At 52.4% G+C, this 18596-nt stretch carries 18 protein-coding genes and 2 pseudogenes; 11 read left to right on the top strand and 9 right to left on the bottom strand.

Annotation, left to right across the window (positions count from 1 at the left end; translation table 11 throughout):
• Window positions 1-91, bottom strand: a pseudogene (locus FDX03_RS23165) (MarR family transcriptional regulator); the annotation flags it as partial.
• A 146-nt stretch (window positions 92-237) separates the two neighbouring features.
• A complete protein-coding gene (locus tag FDX03_RS07800) occupies window positions 238-402 on the bottom strand; it encodes a DUF1127 domain-containing protein (protein ID WP_071887315.1) in 165 nt (54 codons plus the stop codon).
• 177 nt (window positions 403-579) lie between these two features.
• Between FDX03_RS07800 and FDX03_RS07795 the strand changes: the two genes are divergently transcribed.
• Window positions 580-1992 carry a PLP-dependent aminotransferase family protein gene (locus FDX03_RS07795; RefSeq protein ID WP_115601044.1) on the top strand — a complete coding sequence of 471 codons (1413 nt, stop codon included), beginning with the start codon at window positions 580-582 and terminating at the stop codon, window positions 1990-1992.
• Between the two features lie 51 nt (window positions 1993-2043).
• On the opposite strand, the pseudogene FDX03_RS07790 reads toward FDX03_RS07795, so the two are convergent.
• Window positions 2044-2433 (bottom strand): annotated as a pseudogene (locus FDX03_RS07790) (ISNCY family transposase); the annotation flags it as partial.
• A 185-nt stretch (window positions 2434-2618) separates the two neighbouring features.
• Between FDX03_RS07790 and FDX03_RS07785 the strand changes: the two are divergent.
• From FDX03_RS07785 to mdtM, 3 genes are all read left to right on the top strand, one after another.
• Complete coding sequence (locus FDX03_RS07785) at window positions 2619-3434, top strand: AraC family transcriptional regulator (protein WP_137345745.1); 816 nt, start codon at window positions 2619-2621, stop codon at window positions 3432-3434.
• A 48-nt stretch (window positions 3435-3482) separates the two neighbouring features.
• A complete protein-coding gene (locus FDX03_RS07780; RefSeq protein WP_048212804.1) occupies window positions 3483-4133 on the top strand; it encodes a LysE family translocator in 651 nt (216 codons plus the stop codon).
• A 323-nt stretch (window positions 4134-4456) separates the two neighbouring features.
• Complete coding sequence (mdtM, locus tag FDX03_RS07775; protein ID WP_116360611.1) at window positions 4457-5698, top strand: multidrug efflux MFS transporter MdtM; 1242 nt, start codon at window positions 4457-4459, stop codon at window positions 5696-5698.
• 80 nt (window positions 5699-5778) lie between these two features.
• Here the strand turns inward: mdtM and metC are convergent, their stop codons facing one another.
• A complete protein-coding gene (gene metC / locus FDX03_RS07770) occupies window positions 5779-6969 on the bottom strand; it encodes a cystathionine beta-lyase (protein WP_137345744.1) in 1191 nt (396 codons plus the stop codon).
• Between the two features lie 31 nt (window positions 6970-7000).
• Window positions 7001-8233, bottom strand: coding sequence for a dicarboxylate/amino acid:cation symporter (locus FDX03_RS07765; protein WP_137345743.1), 1233 nt, complete (start codon window positions 8231-8233; stop codon window positions 7001-7003).
• Between the two features lie 219 nt (window positions 8234-8452).
• On the opposite strand from FDX03_RS07765, the gene FDX03_RS07760 reads away from it, so the two are divergent.
• The 7 genes from FDX03_RS07760 to FDX03_RS23825 all read left to right on the top strand — a co-directional run bounded on the left by FDX03_RS07760 (window position 8453) and on the right by FDX03_RS23825 (window position 14062).
• The gene (locus FDX03_RS07760; protein WP_048233971.1) at window positions 8453-9379 is read left to right on the top strand and encodes a LysR family transcriptional regulator; all 927 of its coding nucleotides are present in this window, start codon (window positions 8453-8455) and stop codon (window positions 9377-9379) included.
• Window positions 9380-9454: 75 nt separating this feature from the next.
• Window positions 9455-10735, top strand: a complete 1281-nt coding sequence (locus FDX03_RS07755) for a DUF445 domain-containing protein (RefSeq protein ID WP_137345742.1) — start codon at window positions 9455-9457, stop codon at window positions 10733-10735.
• A 13-nt stretch (window positions 10736-10748) separates the two neighbouring features.
• Window positions 10749-11213, top strand: coding sequence for a GNAT family N-acetyltransferase (locus tag FDX03_RS07750; RefSeq protein ID WP_101743010.1), 465 nt, complete (start codon window positions 10749-10751; stop codon window positions 11211-11213).
• Between the two features lie 94 nt (window positions 11214-11307).
• Window positions 11308-12459: a double-cubane-cluster-containing anaerobic reductase gene (locus FDX03_RS07745; protein ID WP_048212810.1), complete on the top strand. Its 1152-nt coding sequence runs from the start codon at window positions 11308-11310 to the stop codon at window positions 12457-12459.
• A 9-nt stretch (window positions 12460-12468) separates the two neighbouring features.
• The gene (gene yjiL, locus FDX03_RS07740; protein WP_061067157.1) at window positions 12469-13236 is read left to right on the top strand and encodes a putative 2-hydroxyacyl-CoA dehydratase activator YjiL; all 768 of its coding nucleotides are present in this window, start codon (window positions 12469-12471) and stop codon (window positions 13234-13236) included.
• Window positions 13233-13484 carry a DUF3343 domain-containing protein gene (locus tag FDX03_RS07735; RefSeq protein WP_086523573.1) on the top strand — a complete coding sequence of 84 codons (252 nt, stop codon included), beginning with the start codon at window positions 13233-13235 and terminating at the stop codon, window positions 13482-13484. Before yjiL ends, FDX03_RS07735 begins: the two co-directional genes overlap by 4 nt.
• A 452-nt stretch (window positions 13485-13936) precedes the next feature.
• A complete protein-coding gene (locus FDX03_RS23825; protein WP_255562731.1) occupies window positions 13937-14062 on the top strand; it encodes a hypothetical protein in 126 nt (41 codons plus the stop codon).
• 64 nt (window positions 14063-14126) lie between these two features.
• Here FDX03_RS23825 and FDX03_RS07725 read toward each other — a convergent pair whose 3' ends face one another.
• The 4 genes from FDX03_RS07725 to FDX03_RS07710 all read right to left on the bottom strand — a co-directional run bounded on the left by FDX03_RS07725 (window position 14127) and on the right by FDX03_RS07710 (window position 18571).
• Window positions 14127-15149 (bottom strand): porin, encoded by a 1023-nt coding sequence (locus FDX03_RS07725; RefSeq protein WP_137345741.1) that lies wholly within the window; start codon window positions 15147-15149, stop codon window positions 14127-14129.
• Between the two features lie 192 nt (window positions 15150-15341).
• A complete protein-coding gene (locus tag FDX03_RS07720) occupies window positions 15342-15551 on the bottom strand; it encodes a hypothetical protein (protein ID WP_137345740.1) in 210 nt (69 codons plus the stop codon).
• A 638-nt stretch (window positions 15552-16189) separates the two neighbouring features.
• Window positions 16190-16963, bottom strand: a complete 774-nt coding sequence (gene uxuR, locus FDX03_RS07715) for a Uxu operon transcriptional regulator (RefSeq protein ID WP_003033268.1) — start codon at window positions 16961-16963, stop codon at window positions 16190-16192.
• A 132-nt stretch (window positions 16964-17095) separates the two neighbouring features.
• Window positions 17096-18571 (bottom strand): fructuronate reductase, encoded by a 1476-nt coding sequence (locus FDX03_RS07710; RefSeq protein WP_137345739.1) that lies wholly within the window; start codon window positions 18569-18571, stop codon window positions 17096-17098.
• Window positions 18572-18596: the final 25 nt, after the last annotated feature.

Raw genomic sequence — 18596 nt, 5'->3', positions numbered from 1 at the left:
TGGCTGCATCAATAATGGCCCGCCACTGGCGCACCACCATTGCCATGCGCATCCCCATCGGGCGGCGGGCAAACAGTTCATCTTCAGTCATGTATCCTTCCCCTCATCGCTGAGAAGAAAATAATACTTATCAGGGTAAGTATCAAGAAACAGACTAATCAGAAGCATGAATTGATAAATACCATGAATACAAAAGAGGCCGGGCGATAACCCCCAGCCTCTGCCGATGAAAGAAAATCACTCCACCTGATCGCGTCGCAACCCGACATCCCGCAACCGCTCGTCGCTCATCTGCTGCAATAAGCGCCGCGTTTGCGCCCGCAAATGCCAGCGTTTTATCACCTGCCAGATCTGCACAAATCCAATAAACGGCTGCTTTGCTTTATTTTCGTGAAATTCCATACCTTGCCTCCCCGTCTTGCCAGAGGCTTTATCTTCACGGATTTGGCCAGGTACAATACAGACTCACAAAGTACTTTTCTTTAACATACAGATTGGTTAAAAGGGATTCTGCATCGCATTAATTACGCCAATCTGTACTGGTTTTTTAATCTGTATGGTACCCATGAGGGATACAGCATGACCCGTTACCAACATCTGGCCAATCTGCTGGCCGAACGCATTGAGCAAGGGCTGTATCGCCATGGCGAAAAACTGCCTTCGGTACGCAGCCTGAGCCAGGAGCACGGGGTCAGCATCAGCACCGTTCAGCAGGCGTATCAGACGCTGGAACAGCGTCAGTTGATCACCCCCCAGCCACGTTCCGGCTACTTTGTCGCGCCGCAAAAAGCGCAGCCTCCGGTGCCGCTGATGTCGCGACCGGTCCAGCGTCCAGTGGAGATAACCCAGTGGGATCAGGTGCTGGATATGCTGAAAGGCAACGCGGACAAATCCATCACGCCTTTCAGCAGTGGCGTACCCGATATCAATCAACCCAGCCTGAAGCCGCTCTGGCGCGAGTTAAGCCGCGTGGCGCAGCATAATCTGAAAGCGATTTTGGGCTACGATGAAATCTCCGGGTGCCGTGAACTGCGCAGTCAGATTGCGCGCCTGATGCTGGACAGCGGTTCGGTGGTTAATGCGGATGATATTGTGATCACCAGCGGGAGTCAGAGCGGAATGTCGCTGGCGCTGCTGACGGTCTGCCAGCCTGGGGACATTGTTGCCGTTGAATCACCCGCCTACTATGGCACGATGCAGCTGCTACGCGGCTTAGGCATCAAGGTGATTGAGATCCCAACCGATCCTGACACCGGGATCAGCATTGAAGCGCTGGAGCTGGCGCTGGATCAGTGGCCGATCAAAGGCGTGCTGCTGGTTCCCAACTGCAACAACCCTCTCGGATTCATTATGCCGGATACGCGTAAGCGGGCGGTGCTCGCCCTCGCCCAGCGTCACGACATCGTCATTTTTGAAGACGATGTGTATGGTGAACTGGCTACAGAGTATCCGCGCCCACGCACCATCCACTCCTGGGATAGCGACGGCCGTGTAATACTCTGCAGCTCGTTTACAAAATCCGTCGCCCCCGGTCTGCGCGTCGGTTGGGTGGTTCCCGGTCGCTATTACAACAAACTGCTGCACATGAAGTACGCCGTCATTGGCACCAACGTTCCTGCCACGCAACTGGCGGCCGCCACCTTCGTGCGCGAGGGGCATTACCATCGTCATATCCGACGCATGCGCCAGATTTATCAGCGCAATATGGAGATCTACACCTGTTGGGTACGGGAATACTTCCCCTGCGGGATCTGCGTCACCCGACCAAAAGGCGGCTTTATGCTGTGGGTAGAATTGCCGCAGCAGGTCGATATGGTCTGCGTTGCTAAACAGCTCTGTCGGTTGAAAATACAGGTCGCCCCGGGATCGCTGTTCTCCGCATCCGGAAAGTATCGTAACTGTGTGCGCATCAACTGCGCGTTGCCGCCCAACGAGAAGCATCAGGAAGTGATGCAAAAGCTCGGGGAAGCAGTAAAGGCGGCAATGGAGTAAATCAGACCGCCCGGTGCTACCGGGCTGGCGATTGCGCGGTTCAAGTCATATTTAATGGCTTAAGCCGTGAATATCGTCGGCGGAAAGCCGGGTAATTTGTTGTACCGTATTGATATCGATACCGTCGGTCAGCATAGTGCGGGCAATACGGAGCGCTTCATCACGTCGTCCCTGAATTAGACCTTCCTGCTTACCTTTTTGCTGGCCTTCCTGCTGACCTTCGAGCCACCCTTTTTGAAATCCAGCCTCATGCAATCTGTCCGCGATCGTCATCAAATGCTCCTTATGCTGCGGTGAACGTTCGGCAACCCCACGAATAAACTCATTGAATCGAGGTGCATCGCCGGTTCGCAAAATATAATTAAACAGCGTCTTTATCTGGCTGTCATTAGTGGACCCAGTAACTAACAGAGAAACAATTTGCTCAACCAGTCCCATAAGGAAGCTACACCCTCATCTGCAACTTTCTCTGTTTGCGAGGCGATTTCCGGGATAATAACGTCCCTATGTAACGTCTGCATTTGTCTGGAACCCGTCACGCAGAATCGCTATCTCAATGCACATTCCCGCTTTTTCGCCGCACGGCCTGTGCTATAACGAATCATTACTTTCAGGGAGGACGCGATGTGACGCACACCCGGGATATTCCACAATCGTTCTGGCGTGATGAACAGCTCCCGTGGCTGGAACTGCGCAGCACCTGGCAAAGCCAGCAGGCCTATAAACGACATCACCACTCTCAGCTCTCAATCGGGGCAATTCTTGAGGGGGAAACATACTGCCAGTGCAATGGCAAGGAATACCGTCTGAAAGTGGGCGATCTGATTGTGATCCCGCCACTGGCACCCCACAGCTGCAACCCCGTTAACGGGCAGTTTCGCAGCTATCACATGCTTTATCTTGATACCCAGTGGTGTCTTGCTAGTCTGCCTGTGCAGAACAACAACCAACTGCTTTGTTCGCGCGATCCCGTTATCCGCGATGCGCAATTATTCCAGCGCTATTTGGATCTTGTGGCACTTATGCAGCAACGGCAAACGACGCGGGTAACGGATGCCGCACAAGCATTGCTGCGCTCGCTGCCATTGCAGTCGGTAGCACCGGAAAACCTAAGCGCCGCCAGCCAGTATCTGCGCGAGCGGTTGCAGACCAACCTGCAGGCTCCGCCCTCGCTGGGCGATTTGGCGCAAGAGTGCAGCATGCGTAAAGAAACGCTGATCCGTACCTTTAAGCAGGACACCGGACTCACACCGGCAAGTTATCTGAACATCTTGCGGGTTGACTATGCCCGCCAGCGGCTTCGTGCCGGGGATGAGATTGCCGATGTCGGCTATCAGAGCGGGTTTGCCGACCAGAGCCATTTCCATCGCACCTTTGTCCGCTACACCGCAGCCACTCCGCGCCAGTACGCGTTGGGACGATCAATATCAGACAATAATTAGCGCTGCGTCAGGCGTACAGTTCTCTCAGATTCATTGTCTGAGGTCACTATGTCACTGCTTTCTGTACTTTTTCCGTCTGCTTTTCCCGCGCTGGCGCTGGCGCATTTTGTTGCTCTGCTAAGCCCCGGACCGGACTTCTTTTTACTGGTCGGTTACGCCGCCCGTTACCGGATGCGCGGCAGCGCCGGACTGTGTGTGGGTATCGCCGTCGGCAATGGGCTATATATCCTGCTGGCAATTATCGGTTGGGGGATCCTGCGCCAGCTTCCCCTGCTGTTTACGGTTATTGAGCTGCTGGGCGCGCTCTATTTATTGTGGATAGGCAGCCTGCTGATACGCAGCCGCCCGCAAGCTCTGACCGGAGCAGACGCCCTGTCTGCCTGCCCGGGATTTGGTAAACAGCTGCTGCTGGGATTGGGTTCATCACTGCTTAACCCAAAAAATGCGCTGTTTTATCTGGCGCTGATGACCGCCCTGCTCGGCCCATCGGTAACGCTGCTGCAACAAGCCGTGAGCGGGATCTGGATGACCAGCGTGGTGCTGTTATGGGATCTGCTGATTGTGATGTTCATCGGCTTGCCGCAGATCCAGCGGCGGTTAACCTTGGGGATCGTGTGGATCGAACGCATCGCCGGGGGCGTACTGATCGTCTTCGGCGGTGCGATCGCGCTGCGTTTTCTGCAGAGCGTCACTTTCTGATAAGCGTGACGAATTTCTGCAAATAAAGCGGATAAACCCGTTTAATTAATATCCAGTTCGCATTACACTTTGGGTGGCTATTATCCATTCAACCAATTCTTCCCGAGGTGCGATGTGCTGATTGTTACCTGTAATCGTTACGTTTTCTGACCCGGGTCTGAAAACGTTTCTCCTGTTTGCGCCTCGCGCGGGCAGCGTTTTTGATTACATGAAATTCAGTACATTTGCAGTCTGCTTTTTTCTGTCATCGGCCTGACGTCTCAAAGACGGTATTGAATTTCGCTATTCCCGTTGAGGGTTTTCTCCCGACAAGGAGCTGTTTTATGCAACGGATTCTCGCGTTTTTCTCCCAACGCGCCACGACGCTATTTTTTCCTATTGCGTTGATTTTGTATGATTTCGCCGCCTATCTGTCGACGGACCTGATCCAGCCCGGCATCATTAATGTCGTGCGCGATTTCAACGCCGATGTCAGCCTGGCACCGGCTGCGGTGAGCCTTTATCTGGCAGGCGGCATGGCGCTGCAATGGTTGTTAGGCCCGCTTTCCGACCGGATTGGCCGCCGGCCGGTGCTGATCGCGGGGGCGTTCATCTTTACGCTCGCCTGCGCGGCCACGCTGTTCACCACCTCAATGACGCAATTTCTGGTTGCCCGATTTGTGCAGGGCACCAGCATCTGCTTTATCGCAACCGTAGGCTACGTCACGGTGCAGGAGGCGTTTGGGCAAACGAAGGCCATTAAGCTAATGGCGATAATCACTTCCATTGTGTTGGTTGCACCGGTTATCGGCCCGCTCTCCGGAGCGGCGCTGATGCACTTTGTCCACTGGAAGTTTCTGTTTGCCATTATTGCCGTCATGGGGTTTATCGCCCTGATTGGGTTAGCGTTAGCCATGCCAGAAACCGTCCAGCGCGGCACGGTGCCGTTTAGCGCGCGTGGCGTACTGCGCGATTTCCGCGACGTTTTCCGCAACCGGGTATTCCTGTTTGGCGCAGCCACGCTATCGCTAAGCTATATCCCGATGATGAGCTGGGTGGCAGTCTCACCAGTGATCCTGATTGATGCGGGCGGCATGACTACATCGCAGTTTGCCTGGGCGCAGGCGCCGGTGTTTGGCGCGGTGATCGTCGCCAATATGGTGGTGGTTCGTTTTGTGAAGGATCCAACCCAACCCAGTTTTATCTGGCGCGCCGTGCCTGTTCAACTGAGCGGGTTAGCGGTGCTGATCGCGGGTAATTTGCTGTGGCCGCACGTCTGGCTGTGGTCAGTGCTGGGAACGAGCCTGTATGCGTTTGGCATTGGAATGATCTTCCCGACGCTGTTCCGCTTTACGCTGTTTTCCAACAACTTACCGAAGGGCACGGTTTCCGCGTCGCTGAATATGGTGATCCTGACGGTGATGGCGGTTTCTGTCGAAATTGGACGCTGGCTATGGTTTAACGGCGGCAGGATTTCGTTTCATCTGCTGGCGGTTGTGGCGGGGATCGCTGTCGTGTTCACGCTGGCAGCCTTGCTCAAACGAGTGCGCCAGCATGAGGCAACGACGTTAGCCACTGAAAACTAACCTGCCCGCTTATCCGGCCTACGACAACTATGTAGGCCGGATAAGACGCTTGCGCCATATCCGGCACTAATCACATCACCTTACGCAATGCGTGCAAATCCCGCTTCGAGATCGGCAATCAGGTCGCCAATATCCTCCAGGCCAATATGCACCCTGACCAGCGTGCCGCTGAAATCCACCTCTCCAGCCGGTCGGATGCTGTTCAGCTCTTCCGGCTGGTTCGCCAGAATGAGCGACTCAAATCCACCCCACGAATAGGCCATATGGAACAGCGAGAAATTATCGAGGAAATTCGCCATCTGTTCGTCGGTGAGTCTCTTTTTCAGCACAAATGAGAACAGGCCTGAGCTTCCGGTAAAATCACGCTGAAAATACTCATGGCCCGGACATTCCGGTAATGCCGGATGGTTCACCCGCGCCACTTCCGGTCTTGCCGACAGCCAGCGAGCAATATGGATACTGCTCTCCTGATGCTGCTTAAGGCGTACCGCCAGGGTGCGCAATCCGCGGCTGCCGTTGTAGGCGGTATCGGCATCCAGCGTTTGCCCCATCAGGTAGGAGTTCTCGCGCAGACGATCCCAACAACGGGCGTTAGACACCGCCGTGCCCAGCATGCCGTCCGAATGACCGATGGTGTACTTCGTTCCCGCCTGAATAGAAATATCCACGCCATAATCCAGCGCGTTGAACAGTACGCCCGCCGCCCAGGTGTTGTCGATCATAATGACAATCTCCGGATTCACCGCGCGGATAGCCTTCACCATCCCCGGCACGTCCTGGACTTCCATGGTGATAGAACTTGGTGACTCAAGGAATACAACCTTCGTTTCCGGACGCAGAAGATCGACGATACCTGCACCAATCAGCGGATCGTAATACGTTGTTTCCACATTGAATTTACTCAGGATCTTATTGCAAAAGTCCTGAGTTGGTTCATAGGCCGCGCCGGTCATCAGGATATGATCGCCACCCTGAACAAACGCCAGAATCGCATTAGTCACCGCCGCCGCGCCGCACGGGTACAGCGCGCAGCCAACGCCGCCTTCCAGTTCGCTCATGGCCTTCTGGAAAGCAAAGTGGGTGTAAGTCCCGCGACGACCGTAAAACAGCTCGCCGTTCGCACGATTGGCGGTGGCAAATTTCTTGTCCTTCACGGTATCAAACACCAGTGAAGAGGCGCGTTGGATAACCGGATTCACCGCTCCCTGGGTGTAGCGTTTGTCACGACCAGCAACAACCAGGTGCGTCTCAAGCTTCATTGCGTCTTTCATAACATCTCCTGTTCTTAATCCGTGTGAATACCTATACCACCGCAGCAGTAGAGTTTATTTCAGTGTTGGTCTGCTTTTTTCCTACGAACCGTTCAACAATCTGCGCCGCATTCAAATCATGGATAACGTTAATCAGTGTGGCCGGCGCATCGGTAATGGTGCCCAGCACCACCAGCATCGGAATCGCTTCCATTGGCAGGCCCAGCGTGGTGACGATAAAGATTTCACCGAGGAACGCCCCGCCCGGCACGCCGCCAACGATAATGGCGGAGAGCACCGCAATCAGCATCGTCAGGAAGAAGGTTTCGGTAGTGAATTCCATGCCCAGCACGGAATAGATAAAGACGATTTTCAGCGCGGCAATCATCGCCACACCGCCCTTGTTCAGGTTAACCAGTAGCGGAATGGACACATCAACGATTTCCGGGTTAATCCCCATCGCCTTACCGGCGCGCAGGGTTACAGGTAGCGTTCCCAGTGAAGAGCAGGTCCCCAGCGCGGTGGCTGAAGGTTCAATCGCGTTTCGCCAGAAGGCTTTGACCGCCGGAATACCGCCGCCAATATACGAATAGAGAATCGAGCCAAAAACGAAGTAGACCAGCGTAGCAACCATAAACAGGCCGATAGCGCGGGCAAAGGTTAACAGTAGTGCAGAGTCCTGACTGGCCATGGTGGCCGCGAAGTAGCAGCCCAGACCAATTGGCGCGACCTTCATAATGATCGAAACGATCTTCATGATCACGGTATTGGCGTCTTCCAGCAGCGACGCAATGCGTTTACCGGCCTGATCCGACTGGCCAATCGCCACACCGGCGATGATCGCCATTACGATCAGCGCCAGAATATTGGACTTAGAAAACAGTCCGATAAAGTCGCTGGTGGTGATCATGCTGACAAAATCCATCTTGCCGCTGCCCGCCTGCACCGACTGCGAGAGATCGATAGTGACGCCCTGCGCCGGGTTATACCATAGCGCCAGCGCGACGATCCCCGCCGCAGGAATAAAGGCCATTGCGATCGAAACAATGAAGATAATCGCCATAATACGTCCCAACCTTTTCAGGTCGGTCATACTGGCGATGGAAGACATGACGCTGATCCCCACCAGCGGCACAATAATCATAAATAACAGGTTCAGGAATATCTGACCTATCGGCTGGAGTTTACCTGCAAACGATGGGGCATAAATACCTAATAAGCCGCCAATCACCAGAGCAACTAATAAAATAATCGACGATCTGTAGGGTTCTAGTCGTGACCACATAATCGGTACCTTTAGAATAATAATTAATGAGATTAAATTCACAATGTGATGAGTTTCCGTTTCGCCTCCTTTTAATTTGTGACGTAACTCACCTAAGTTGTTATTTTTTCATTTTGCCAGCAAGTTGTTTCCTGTGATTCAATAGTTGCATGTTTAAAAGGCGAATGTAACGGCCTATTCGTACCGTTTTTGCAAATCACTTGTGAATTTAAGGAAATTATGAGTACGCCGATTTCACTCAAGCATCTGGAGTTTTTTACTAAAATCGTCGACTGCGGAGGATTGTCAGAAGCCGCGGCGCAGCTCAACGTATCACCGTCTGCGGTCAGCAAAAGCCTGGCAGCGATGGAAGATACGTTAGGCACGACATTAATTAAACGCACCACCCGCAGTATTACCCTGACCGACGCCGGGCAATATCTCTTCAACCGCGCTAATAAGCTGTTGAAAGAATTCGACGAAACGCTGAACACCACCTCCGGTTATTACCATAACCCGCAGGGTGAATTACGTATAACCTGCTCCATTGCGTTTGGTTATTCCCGGCTGGTGAACCTGGTGGATAAATATCGCTCCCAGTTCCCGGATGTGAATCTGTATATCGATCTCAACGATAACTTCGTCAATCTGAACGAAACGGATTTCGACATTGCCCTGCGAATTTCCACCGCGCCGCCGCAAAACTATGCGATGCGCAAGCTGGTGCCTGTTCGCTGGGCGTACTGTGCCTCACCCGGCTACCTTGCCAAAAAAGGTATGCCCCAGCGTCGCAGCGATCTGGTAGATCATGATTGCCTGGTTTACCCGGGCCTCACGCCGGTACTGAAGGTGGCAGATGAACAGGATCGACTGCATCAGTTGAAACTGCATATGCCGATCCAGGCCAACAGCAGTCTGGTGCTGTTGAAGTCGGTGCTAGAAGATCAGGGGGTGGCGTATTTGCCCACTTATCTGATTGGCGATCATATTCAAAAAGAAGAGATAACACCGCTGATGCTCGACGGCACCATCACCTGTGAAACTCATGCCCTGTATGCGCTCTATTTTCCCAGCAAGTACAGCAATCCGAAGGTGCGTTCGTTTATCGATTTTCTGGTCGCAGAACTTGGTCCCTTACCGGCGTGGGATAACTGGATCCCAGGATAAACGTCTCCCACCAGAAAATGGGAGACGCGCCACAATTTTTGCGCGATCCCCCCGTCTGGCTCTATCCTTAAGCCTATGAATAAAATTGCTGAACTCAAACGTGCCAAGCGCCTGGCGCTCTCTCTGCTGCTGATCGCTGCCGCGACCTTCGTCATCACGCTGTTTTTGCCGCCCAACTTCTGGGTACTCGGGATCAAAGCGATTGCTGAAGCGGCGATGGTCGGCGCGCTGGCGGACTGGTTTGCCGTGGTGGCGCTTTTTCGTCGGGTGCCGATCCCGTTTATCTCGCAACATACGGCGATTATCCCGCGTAATAAAGACCGAATCGGCGAAAATCTTGGTCAGTTTGTACAAGAAAAATTCCTCGATACCCAGTCGCTGATAGCCCTGATCCGCCGCCATGAACCGGCGCTGTTGATCGGCAACTGGTTCAGCCAGCCGGAAAACGCCCAGCGCATCGGCCAGCATCTGCTGCAGATCATGAGCGGTTTTCTCGAACTGACCGACGACGCCCGCATTCAGCGGCTGATCAAGCGGGCGGTGCACAAGGCCATCGACAAGGTCGATCTCTCCGGAACCAGCGCGCTGATGCTAGAAAGCATGACCAAAAACAATCGCCATCAGGTGCTGCTCGATACGCTGATCGCCCAACTGATCGCCCTGCTACAGCGCGACAGTTCACGGGCGTTTATCGCCAGACAGGTAGTGCACTGGCTGGAAACCGAACATCCGCTGAAAGCAAAGATCCTGCCGACCGAATGGCTGGGCGAGCACAGCGCCGAGCTGGTGTCGGATGCCGTTAACTCCTTGCTGGATGACATCAGCCACGATCGGGCGCATCAGATCCGCCACGCGTTCGATCGCGCTACGTTTAAGCTCATCGATAAGCTCAAACACGATCCTGAGATGGCCGCGCGGGCCGAAAGCCTGAAAAGCTATCTGAAGGAAGATGAAGCCTTCAACCGTTATCTTGGCGAACTGTGGGCAGACCTGCGTCAGTGGGTGAAAACCGACATTAACGCCGACGATTCCCGCGTGAAGCAGCGCATCGCCAGCGCCGGGCAGTGGTTCGGCGAAACGCTGGTAGCCGACAGCGCCCTGCGTGCCTCACTGAATGGGCATCTGGAGCAGGCCGCGCACAAAGTTGCCCCGGAGTTCGCCAGCTTCCTGACGCGCCATATCAGCGACACGGTGAAAAGTTGGGATGCACGCGATATGTCGCAGCAAATTGAGTTAAACATTGGCAAAGATTTGCAGTTTATTCGCGTCAACGGCACGTTGGTTGGCGGTTCAATCGGGCTGGTGTTATATCTGTTGTCGCAAATTCCGTCACTGCTGACGCTGGCGAATTTTTAAGGAGAAAGATTCAATGACAATGAGCATCCGCATTTTTTCCCTGCGCGAGACGCCAGAAAAGCTGCACGAGATCACCGCTTACTTTCAGCAGCAATGGGCCTCAGAAGACTCCATGGCGGTATACGAGGATGCATTGCGCCGTTGTATTGGCGCAAAGAACCCGCTACCGCAGTGGTACTGGCTACAGGATGGTGGCAGCATTGTTGGCTGCGCTGGATTGATCACCAATGATTTTATTAGTCGCGGCGAACTGTGGCCGTGGCTATGCGCGCTCTATATCGATCCTCGCTATCGTGGGCAGGGTCTGGCATTTCGCCTGATCGAACATATTGCACAGCAGGCCAGACTGCTGGGATTTATGCAGCTCCATTTGTGTACCGACCTGCAAGGTTTATACGAGAAAGCGGGATTTTACTTTGACGGGCCGGGCTATCATCCGTGGGGAGAAGTCTCACGGGTCTACAGTCGTAATCTGTAAACGCGCAATTGTTGCACATCAATAAACCTGACATATTACAGGGTTATAATGCGGCGTCTTTTTACTGTCTCCCGTGTTACGGGGAAGGAAAATCATGTCGCTAATCACCGATTTACCCGCTATTTTCAATCAATTCTCCGACGCCCGTCAGAAAGGTTTTCTCACCGTAATGGATCTTAAAGAGCAAGGTATTCCGCTCGTTGGGACCTATTGCACCTTTATGCCGCAGGAGATTGCGATGGCGGCGGGCGCGGTCGTCGTTTCCCTGTGCTCGACCTCTGATGAAACCATTGAAGAGGCCGAAAAAGATCTGCCGCGGAACCTGTGTCCGCTAATCAAAAGCAGCTACGGGTTTGGCAAAACCGACAAATGCCCCTACTTCTATTTCTCTGACCTGGTGGTGGGCGAAACCACTTGCGATGGTAAAAAGAAAATGTACGAGTACATGGCCGAATTTAAAGCGGTACATGTAATGCAACTGCCCAACAGCGCCAGCGATGCGGCTTCCCGTGCGCTATGGAAAGCCGAGATCCGGCGTCTGCAGCAGGTCGTCGAAGCCCGTTTTGGCACAGCCATTACCGAAGCTGCGCTGCGTGAAGCCGTTATTCTCAAAAACCAGGAACGCCGGGCGCTGGCGAATTTCTACCGCGTTGGCCAACTTAACCCACCCGCACTTAGCGGCAGTGACATTCTGAAAGTCGTCTACGGTGCCACCTTCCGTTTTGATAAAGAAGCGTTAATCGACGAGCTTAATAGCATGGCCGAGCGCGTACATCTGGAATGGCAGGCAGGGAAACGTCTGGCGTCACGTCCGCGCATCCTGATAACCGGCTGCCCCATTGGCGGCGCGGCAGAGAAAGTCGTTCGTGCCATTGAAGAAAACGGTGGTTGGGTCGTGGGTTATGAAAACTGCACCGGCGCAAAGGCCACCGAACAATGCGTGGCGGAAACCGGCGATGTCTACGACGCGCTGACTGATAAATACCTCGCCATCGGCTGCTCCTGTATTTCTCCTAACGATCAACGCCTGAAAATGCTCAGTCAAATGGTTGAAGAGTACCAGGCTGACGGCGTCGTCGATGTTATTTTGCAGGCTTGCCACACCTACGCCGTTGAATCACTCGCTATTAAGCGTCACGTACGCCAACAGCACAACATTCCTTATATCGCGATTGAAACCGACTATTCCAGCGCAGATATCGGCCAGCTCAGTACCCGCGTCGCCGCATTCATTGAGATGTTGTGAGAAACGCAGATGACATACTCAATTGGGATTGATTCTGGATCCACGGCGACGAAAGGCGTTTTGCTGGAAGGTAACGTCATCAGACGCCGCTTCCTTTGCCCAACGCCTTTTCGCCCCGCGGACGCGATCGCGCAGGCATGGGAAACGTTGCAGGCTGGGCTGGAGAACCGACCATTTTTAACCCTCACCGGGTACGGACGGCAGCTCGTCGATTATGCCGACAAACAGGTCACTGAAATTTCCTGCCACGGGCTTGGTGCGCGATTGCTGGCTCCCGGCACCCGCACAGTGATTGATATCGGTGGTCAGGACAGTAAAGTCATCCAGTTGGATGACGATGGCAATCTCAGCGATTTCTTAATGAATGACAAGTGCGCTGCCGGAACCGGGCGGTTTCTGGATGTTATCTCACGCACCCTCGGAGCCAGCGTAGAGCAGTTGGATACGATTACTGCTGGCGTCGAACCGCATGCTATCACCAGCATGTGTACAGTATTTGCCGAGTCAGAAGTCATTAGCCTGCGCTCTGCGGGCATCGCGCCAGAGGCGATTCTGGCTGGCGTGATCAACGCAATGGCCAGACGCAGCGCTAACTTCATCGGGCGGCTTTCAGCACAAGCACCGCTGTTATTTACCGGCGGAGTCAGCCACTGTCACGCCTTTGCCCGTATGCTCGAAGGTCATGTAGGCATTCCCGTACACACGCATCCCGACGCACAGTTTGCCGGTGCAATCGGAGCGGCGTTGATAGGCCAGCGTCAGGGGAAACGTCAGTGAAGGAAACGCTGTTCTTGTTTCATTCCACTGTCGGTGTCATCAAAATGCGCAAGGCGCTACAGGCCGCAGGGGTCCGCTTTCGGGTGGCGGATATTCCCCGCGAGCTACGCGGTGGTTGCGGACTCTGCATCTACATCGACTGTGCTACTGGCATGGAAGAAGAATGGGTGATCCCTGGGCATACCGAATCTATCTACCGCCAGGAAAACGGAAACTGGCGCTGTATAGCCGCGTTCCCCGCCTCCTGAACACGCCTGATTAGCGCGAAACGCTGATATATACTCGAATTATCCAGGGTATAAACAACCGCTTATAGTCTGTAAAGACCATCACTCCGCTAACGCCATAGATATATTTTCATCAGATTGTTCTGCAATTAAATGTCAGCATTTAATGACCTGTAAATAACAGTCAAACACCGCTCTAAAAACTTTATGATTTACTTTTACGTATATACATTTGCTGATAGCACATGCGTAAAAATGGACATATTACTTAAATTGCAACAGCACTTGCGGGAAGAGCACATGTCGAGGTTAAAAAACTCATACTTGGGTTGATTATTCTGGCTGGTTTAATTAGCACGGTAGGCGATTATAAAAACTTTGGTCTATTTGGTGCAGCAGGATTGTTGATTATATTTCTGCTAACAACCGTTTTCTTGTGGCAGTGGGCTTCTGGAAAGTTTCCGATGGAAGTCATGCGTATTTCCATTACGCATAATCCTCTTTTTTACCTCATTCTCTGTGCCGTTGCATGGGTAAAAGTGGATATCTGGAAATGGCTATTTAGCGATCTACAGACGGAACAAAACCAACCGATGTGAGTCTCAAAAGCATATGTAAAAAAGGCGTCTTACTAAAGACGCCTTGTTCAATCATCACAAAAACTTAGAACTGGTAAGTCAGACCAGCAACAACCTGGTTATCGTCGTTTTTGCCATCAAGCAGGTTAATTTTGTAACCCACATCAGCCACCATGTTTTTGTTGAAGTAGTAATCAGTACCCAGCGCAACGTATTCGGTCTTATCCGTGTTGTTATTGGTGTCACGCGTATGCACGTATGCCACGTTCGGACGCAGGCCAAAATCAAACACATAGGCAGCCATCGCTTCAAAATGTTGTGCTTTATCAACACCCTGAATCAGATTATGGGACTCGCCGTACAGGGTCGCAACGTAGATAGCATTCGCGTCATATTTCAGGCCAGCGCCCCAGAACTCAGCGTTATTGCCTTCCCACTTACCGTCTTTATTGCCTTTCTTTTGGTCTGCGGTAATTGAGCTATTTGTGTAGGTCGCAATGGCAGAAACACCGGAATCCGCAATATTGTCATAGCCCAGGGAGAAGCCGTAGCCGTTACCGTGCTGCTTAGCCGGATTTCCATTGGTGTCATCCTGACCCTGGTATTGCGCGCCGATGTTCAGACCATCAACGGCACCAAACAGATTTTTGGTGCGGAGTGTTGCAACGCCAGAAGTGCGTGTAGTAAGGAAACGGTCAGTATCCTCAAAGGAGTCGCCGCCGAACTCTGAAAGAGTATCAGTATAAGCTCCCACATCGTAAGCGATACCATAGTTACGACCGTAGTCAAAACTGACGTCATGACCATAATCCAGGCCAGCAAACGCCAGACGTGTATTAACGCCATCCTGAGAACCTTCTGCTTTAGCGGCATCAAACTGACTTTCAAACTGGCCGTAACCGGTCAGTTGATCGTTGATTTGCGTCTCACCGCGAAAACCCAGACGCGCGTAAGTACCATCAGCATCTTTACCATCAGTCCAGGAATGTACCGCTTTTACTTTGCCGTACAGATCCAATTTGTTGCCATCTTTATTATAAATTTCCGCTGCATGAACGGAGGTTACGCCTAATGCCATTACAGCTAATGCCACTACTGACTTTTTCATGTTATTACTCACTTTTAATTGTGAATTTTGCTATCAACTTTGTTATGAAGGCAAAACGCCTGTATAACAAAGTCCCCTATGGATTAAGGGGAAACACCAATAACACACCAAAAAACATACCGATAAAGGTAATAATGAAGTGGCAAGACATATTTCATTTTGGGTTTTAAATAACACCCGAACAGAGAGATACTACTTTGAACTTTCGCTTTCGCTCTCATTAATAGAGCGATGCAACATTAATGCTTCAGCAATAATATCTTGTTTACTTTTACGCGTTTCAAATGCCAGTGTTCGGACATATTCCCAAAGAGAAGTATCAACACGGGCACTTAAAAGAACCATATCTTTAGATCGGGTCCCTCTGGCTTTTCGGATATCGGGATAATCTCGAGAAGGCATTTTTAACTCCTGAACGCAATAACACGCTTATGGCGATGAAATATGCAGTCAGTGTAAAAACATGTCAACGGCAAAAAAAAATCACAATAGTAATGAAACTGTTAATAAACACAAAAAAAGTGGAACGATATTTCAAATGAAAGATAACTTGATTGTAGAATAATGTGTAATTTTTACTTTACGAATATTTGTTCTTACTCATTTGATTAAAATGGGAGAGGCTGGACGAGTAATCAACCTGCGTAAACAAAACATCATTCTGACCAATAAGTTACAGAGCGTGATTAATGTCTACTTTTATCTAAACCCTCTGTTTTTATACGCCCTTAAGTACACATTAACGGCACTAACCGTTGGGCAAATCAGTGTGATTCTCACTTCGCATTGACCTGTTTTGTCGAAAAATAAGCACGAAAAGGTAAAAATAAGGTAAATGGTGCATTTTTTTGCACGCGAAAATAAGTTATTTTTAATTGATATATATCAATTTTCGCTCCGCAATTACGCTGCAAAAAATGCCATCAGCATTGATGGAAACATTATTTTACGTCGCGTCCAGACGGGGAAAATAGTCAGCGAAAATCAGCGGGAAGTGATACGCGGGCCGGAATGGCCCACGTTATAAAAGGGAAGGAAAATCAGGCGTTAACTTTATCCAGCGGCCAGGAATCAAACAGATAACCATCAAAATCAATGTCATCAACATTTGAAAACTCCAGCAGGCGCTGTTTGACGTTTTCCAGATGCTGCCACATGGCCAGCTTGGCCGCGCGGGCATCTTTTTTAATGAGTGCCGCCAGGATCTGCTTGTGGTCGCCCATCCACTCTTTTCGGTAATGAGTATCGTCGAGGTGGCTATGGAGCTGGATCCACATCGGGTTGTTCTCACGCCACTGCCATGACTGGCGAAACAGCTCCACCAGCATGCTGTTATGCGTGGCTTCAGCGATGGCGAGATGGAACTGCATGTCGCCGCTTTCAGAACCGTTCGGCTCGCTGGACGCCAGCTCCCGCTCTTCCAGTTGCAACGCCTGGCGCATTTTGACGATATCTTCGCGGGTAGCCTGCAGCGCGGCAAATTCGGCGATATTGCTTTCCAGCAGTTGTCGCGCCTGCAGCAGCTCAAACGGGCCCGCATCATTGCAGTGATTTGCATCCGTACTGTCGATAGTCTGCGCGTCCGCGTTGTCGAGCACGTAGATCCCGGCCCCGCGGCGCACGTCCACCAGGCCTTTAATTTCCAGCATGATTAACGCTTCGCGAACCACCGTACGAGTGACATTGAGCATCTCGGCAATTTCACGCTCTGGCGGCAAGCGCTCACCGGGCTGGTACGGCGTCTGAACAATCAGATCGCGGATCATGGCACCCACTTCCTGGTAGGGTCTTTGCTGAGAAGTGTTCGATTTCATCGTGTTACGTCCGTCAGATGCGTGTAGTCAGATACGGGGAATAGGTATCAAACTATAGCATTTGCGGGAAGCCAAAAACAGAAAACGGGTCAACCAAACCAATATTTTGATTGACCCGTCATAGTTCGGAAGTTACGCGTCAGCGCTTAATACCGCAACGCACTCACGTGCGCCGTGTTCACATAACTGTTGATACGCCGCAATAATGGTCTCCACAAAGTCGGCGTTTTCCGCCAGATCATGACCAAAAATGCCAGACAGCCCCAGCAGCGCCGTCACACGCTCGGCTCCCTGGTACTGTTGGTTAATGCGCTGAAATTCCGCCAGCATTGGGTCGACAACATCAATGGCCTGCCCCTGCTCATCCACACCGTGGGTGTAGCGCATCCAGCCCGCCACGCCCAACGCCAGATGACGCCAGCCGCTGGCGTTTTGCAGGTGCAGACGCACCGGGTCCAGCAGGCGCTGCGGTAATTTCTGGCTGCCGTCCATCGCAATCTGCCAGGTACGGTGGCGCAGAGACGGGTTGCTGAAACGCTCGATCAGCAGCGTGGCGTAGGCGTTGAGATCGGTGCCTTCCGGCATCGAGAGCGTCGGCGCTTGCTCCTGCATCATCAGCGCAAACGCCGCTTTGCGGTACGCCGGGTTGGTCATAGTATCGGCGATGGTTTCATAGCCGCCAAGATAACCCAGATATGCGAGGAAAGAGTGGCTGCCGTTGAGCATGCGCAGTTTCATCATTTCAAACGGCACCACGTCGGCTACGAACTGTGCGCCAACCTTGTCCCAGTCAGGACGACCGTTGACAAAATTGTCTTCAATTACCCACTGACGGAACGGCTCGCAGGCGATAGCACACGGATCGTAAACACCCAACTGGTCGGCAATCTCCTGCAACGTTTCCGGCGTCGCCGCCGGAACAATGCGGTCGACCATAGTGCACGGGAAAGTCGCATTAGCTTCAATCCACTGCGCCAATTGCGGGTCGCGCGCCTGCGCCAGCCCCAGTACCGCGACTTTCGCCACATGCCCATTTTCACGCACGTTATCGCAGGACATCACGGTAAAGGCCGCCAGCCCCTGCTCACGGCGCAGGTACAGCGCTTGTACGATGTAACCAATCGCCGATTTCGGCGCGGTCGGATTCGCCAGATCGTGTTTAATCAGCGGGTTATTGAGATCTAACTGACCGCTGGCCGCATCGGTGCAGTAGCCTTTTTCGGTGACCGTCAGCGAAACAATTGCCGTCTGCGGGCGCGCCATCGCCTGTAAAATACCGTCACAGCCGTCAAGATCCGGGTGCAGCGCTTCTTTCATTGAGCCGATCACTTTCAGCACGGTGTTGTCCGCGCCTTTTTCCGCCACGGTATACAGCAGTTGCTGCTTGCGCAGATTTTCAATCAGTACGCGGTCGTTACCCGGCATCAGGTTAACTTCACAGATCCCCCAGTCGCTGTCGGTGGTTTCCAGCAAATGATGGGTATACAGCGCCTGATGCGCGCGGTGAAAAGCGCCGCATCCCAGGTGAACAATGCGGGATTGCAGGCGCGAGCGGTCCCATGCAGGGCGCACAACCGGCAGGTCGCTATTGGCAATTGTCGTTGTCATCGTGAACTCCAGAACCCGTTGAAAG

This window comes from Citrobacter sp. wls827 (assembly GCF_005280875.1).
In the GTDB taxonomy this organism is placed as follows: Bacteria; Pseudomonadota; Gammaproteobacteria; order Enterobacterales; family Enterobacteriaceae; genus Citrobacter; species Citrobacter youngae.
This window is presented reverse-complemented; position numbering and strand designations above follow the sequence as displayed.

Excerpts from the sequence above, each read along its gene's own strand:
- FDX03_RS07800 (WP_071887315.1), bottom strand. The coding sequence starts at position 402 with ATGGAATTTCACGAAAATAAAGCAAAGCAGCCGTTTATTGGATTTGTG.
- FDX03_RS07795 (WP_115601044.1), top strand. The coding sequence starts at position 580 with ATGACCCGTTACCAACATCTGGCCAATCTGCTGGCCGAACGCATTGAG.
- FDX03_RS07780 (WP_048212804.1), top strand. The coding sequence starts at position 3,483 with ATGTCACTGCTTTCTGTACTTTTTCCGTCTGCTTTTCCCGCGCTGGCG.
- mdtM (WP_116360611.1), top strand. The coding sequence starts at position 4,457 with ATGCAACGGATTCTCGCGTTTTTCTCCCAACGCGCCACGACGCTATTT.
- metC (WP_137345744.1), bottom strand. The coding sequence starts at position 6,969 with ATGAAAGACGCAATGAAGCTTGAGACGCACCTGGTTGTTGCTGGTCGT.
- FDX03_RS07765 (WP_137345743.1), bottom strand. The coding sequence starts at position 8,233 with ATGTGGTCACGACTAGAACCCTACAGATCGTCGATTATTTTATTAGTT.
- FDX03_RS07760 (WP_048233971.1), top strand. The coding sequence starts at position 8,453 with ATGAGTACGCCGATTTCACTCAAGCATCTGGAGTTTTTTACTAAAATC.
- FDX03_RS07755 (WP_137345742.1), top strand. The coding sequence starts at position 9,455 with ATGAATAAAATTGCTGAACTCAAACGTGCCAAGCGCCTGGCGCTCTCT.
- FDX03_RS07750 (WP_101743010.1), top strand. The coding sequence starts at position 10,749 with ATGACAATGAGCATCCGCATTTTTTCCCTGCGCGAGACGCCAGAAAAG.
- FDX03_RS07745 (WP_048212810.1), top strand. The coding sequence starts at position 11,308 with ATGTCGCTAATCACCGATTTACCCGCTATTTTCAATCAATTCTCCGAC.
- yjiL (WP_061067157.1), top strand. The coding sequence starts at position 12,469 with ATGACATACTCAATTGGGATTGATTCTGGATCCACGGCGACGAAAGGC.
- FDX03_RS23825 (WP_255562731.1), top strand. The coding sequence starts at position 13,937 with ATGCGTATTTCCATTACGCATAATCCTCTTTTTTACCTCATTCTCTGT.
- FDX03_RS07725 (WP_137345741.1), bottom strand. The coding sequence starts at position 15,149 with ATGAAAAAGTCAGTAGTGGCATTAGCTGTAATGGCATTAGGCGTAACC.
- FDX03_RS07720 (WP_137345740.1), bottom strand. The coding sequence starts at position 15,551 with ATGCCTTCTCGAGATTATCCCGATATCCGAAAAGCCAGAGGGACCCGA.
- uxuR (WP_003033268.1), bottom strand. The coding sequence starts at position 16,963 with ATGAAATCGAACACTTCTCAGCAAAGACCCTACCAGGAAGTGGGTGCC.
- FDX03_RS07710 (WP_137345739.1), bottom strand. The coding sequence starts at position 18,571 with ATGACAACGACAATTGCCAATAGCGACCTGCCGGTTGTGCGCCCTGCA.